This is a genomic window from Saccharomonospora iraqiensis subsp. paurometabolica YIM 90007 (assembly GCF_000231035.2).
GTDB lineage: Bacteria > Actinomycetota > Actinomycetes > Mycobacteriales > Pseudonocardiaceae > Saccharomonospora > Saccharomonospora paurometabolica.
On record NZ_KI912241.1, the window covers coordinates 1 to 2,732 of the forward strand.

The 2,732-nt window shown below is 74.0% G+C and carries 3 protein-coding genes; 1 reads left to right on the forward strand and 2 read right to left on the reverse strand.

Annotation, left to right across the window (positions count from 1 at the left end):
• Positions 1 to 95 precede the first annotated feature (95 nt).
• Entirely contained in the window at positions 96 to 1,199 is a 1,104-nt protein-coding gene (gene lgt / locus SACPADRAFT_RS27555) for a prolipoprotein diacylglyceryl transferase (protein ID WP_007027183.1), read from the forward strand.
• A gap of 93 nt (positions 1,200 to 1,292) precedes the next feature.
• On the opposite strand, the gene SACPADRAFT_RS0213300 is transcribed toward lgt, so the two are convergent.
• Positions 1,293 to 2,099, reverse strand: a complete 807-nt coding sequence (locus tag SACPADRAFT_RS0213300) for an ABC transporter ATP-binding protein (protein WP_007027184.1) — start codon at positions 2,097 to 2,099, stop codon at positions 1,293 to 1,295.
• The coding region (locus SACPADRAFT_RS27560) for a FecCD family ABC transporter permease (protein WP_040924338.1) at positions 2,096 to 2,732 on the reverse strand (637 nt) is incomplete at its 5' end. The genes SACPADRAFT_RS0213300 and SACPADRAFT_RS27560, both read right to left, overlap by 4 nt.

Consider the following 2,732-nt stretch of genomic DNA (forward strand, 5'->3'; position numbering starts at 1 on the left):
CCGACGGCGTCCGCCGTCCGGCGACGAACGGGGCGTGACCGGGCCCGGTCCGAGGCCCCCGTCCCGGCGGCGCGCCCGCGCGCTACGGTGGCCCGGTGACCACCGCCGCGACCACCTTCCTCGCGACCATCCCCAGCCCGGACCGGGGCGTGTGGGAGATCGGCCCGTTCCCGCTGCGGGCGTACGCGCTGTGCATCATCGCCGGCATCGTCGTCGCCATCTGGTGGGGCGAGCGCCGCTGGGTCGCCCGGGGCGGCACCAGAGGCACGATCGTGGACATCGCGGTGTTCGCCGTGCCGTTCGGGCTGATCGGCGGTCGGCTCTACCACGTGCTCACCGACTGGCAGCTCTACTTCGGTGAGGGCCGGGAGCCCGTCCACGCGCTCTACATCTGGGACGGCGGACTCGGCATCTGGGGCGCCATCGCACTGGGCGCGGTGGGCGCGTGGATCGCCTGTCGCCGCCGGGGGATCCCCCTGCCCGCCGTGGCCGACGCGGTCGCCCCGGGCATCGTCGTCGCCCAGGCCATCGGCAGGCTCGGCAACTACTTCAACCAGGAGCTCTACGGCAGGCCGACGGACCTGCCGTGGGGACTGGAGATCTACTGCCGCGGCACGGGCGGCGTGCCGCCCGCCACCTGCACACCGGAGAACCCGGGGCCGCTGAACGGCGTGGCCGTCAGCGACGTGCCGCTCACCGTGGTCCACCCGACCTTCCTCTACGAGCTGCTGTGGAACCTCGGGGTCGCGCTGCTCCTGGTGTGGGCCGACCGGCGGTTCCGCCTCGGCCACGGGCGGGTGTTCGCCCTCTATGTCGCCGGGTACACGGCGGGCCGGTTCTGGATCGAGCTGATGCGCGCCGACGAGGCCAACGAGATCCTCGGCCTCCGGGTGAACGTGTGGGCGTCGATGCTGGTCTTCGCCGGGGCGGTGACGTACTTCGTGCTGGCCCGTCGGCGCGGCCCCCGGGAGGCACCGGAGACACTGCGCAGCCCCGACGACGAGCGGAACGACGGGGACGACCGGAACGATGGTGACGACCGGAACGACGGTGACGACCGGAACGACGGTGACGACACCGGCGGGGAGACGGGGGACTCCACGCACTCCGGGGACACCGCCCGCACCGCCGACACCGGTGGTGGAGCCGTCCGGGAGGCCGGACGCGACGACCGGTCCGGACACCGACGAGGGTCCTGACACCGACGAGGGTCCTGACACCGACGAGGCGTGTCCCGGGAGCCGAGGGGCCCGTATCACCGGCGGCTCGCCCGGGCCGGGGACCCCGGACACTCAGTCGGCGGGGTTCCCGGACCCCCCGTCGCGGCCCCGGACGGGGGCGACGACCGGGGTGCCGTCCGTCGTGGTCAGGATCTCCACCGCGGCGGCGTAGTGCCGGCTCAGCCGTGCGGCCGTCAACACCTCGGTGCCGGGCCCGGTGACGACGACCTCGCCCCGGTCGAGCAACAGCAGCCGGTCGGCGTACTGCGCGGCGAAGGTCAAATCGTGCAGCGTCGTGACCACGGTCGTGCCGTCCTCGCGCCGCAGCCGGTCCAGGCGGTCGAGCAGCATCTGGGCGTGCCCGATGTCCAGGCCGGACGTCGGCTCGTCCAGCAGGAGCATACGGGTGTGCTGTGCGAGGACCCGGGCCAGCACGGCGCGCTGACGCTCGCCGCCGGAGAGGGTCTCCAGTGTCCGTGCGGCCAGGTCGGCGAGGTCGAGCCGGGCGAGTGCCTCGTGCACCACCTCCAGATCGCCGGTGCTCTCCCGGGCGAGCGCACCGAGGTGCGGGGTGCGGCCCAACAGCGCGTAGTCGGTGACGGTGAGCCGTTCGGGCAGGACCGGGTGCTGGGCCGCGTAGCCGATCTCGGTCGCCCGCTGTCTGCGGGACAGCCGGGTCGTGTCCCGGCCGTGCAGTTCGATCGTGCCGGAGTGCCGGACGAGCCCGGCGAGGGCCTTGAGCAGGGTCGACTTGCCCGCCCCGTTCGGCCCGACGATGGCGAGCCAACTCCCGGCGGGCAGGTCGGCGGACACATCGCGCACCACCGGTTCGCCGCCGTAGCCGACGCTCACCCCGGCCAGCCGCAGCGCCGCCGTCATGACGCCCGTCCCTTCGTGGTGCGCAGCACGAGCGCGAAGAACGGCGCGCCCGCGAACGCGGTCACCACGCCGAGCGGCAGTTCGCCCGGCATCACGGTGCGGGCGACGTGGTCGGCCAGGATGAGGAACACCGCACCACCGAGCAGCGACAGCGGCACGATGACGCGGTAGCTGGCGCCGACCAGCAGGCGCACGATGTGCGGCACCACGATGCCGACGAAGCCGATCAGGCCGGACACCGCCACCGCCGCCGCCGTGGCGAGCGAGGCGGCCCCGAGCAGCACCAGGCGCACCCGCCCGGGCCGCACCCCGAGCGAGGCCGCCTCGGCGTCCCCGAGGGCGAGCACGTCGAGCAGGCGGGCGCCCGCGCAGAGCACCACCACGGCCACCACCACGTACGGCAGTGTCAGCAGCAGGTCACGCCACCCGGTGACGTTGAGCCCGCCCATGGTCCACGTGTAGACCTCCTTGATCGTGTCCGTGTCCAGCTGCTGCACGAACGTCTGGATCGCGGTGAGGAAGGCGGTCACCGCCACCCCGGCGAGCAGCAGCGTCGCGGTGCCGGTGCCCGCCGACCGCCCGAGCAGCCAGCTCAGCCCGACCCCGGCCAGCGCCCCGGCGAACGCGGCCAGC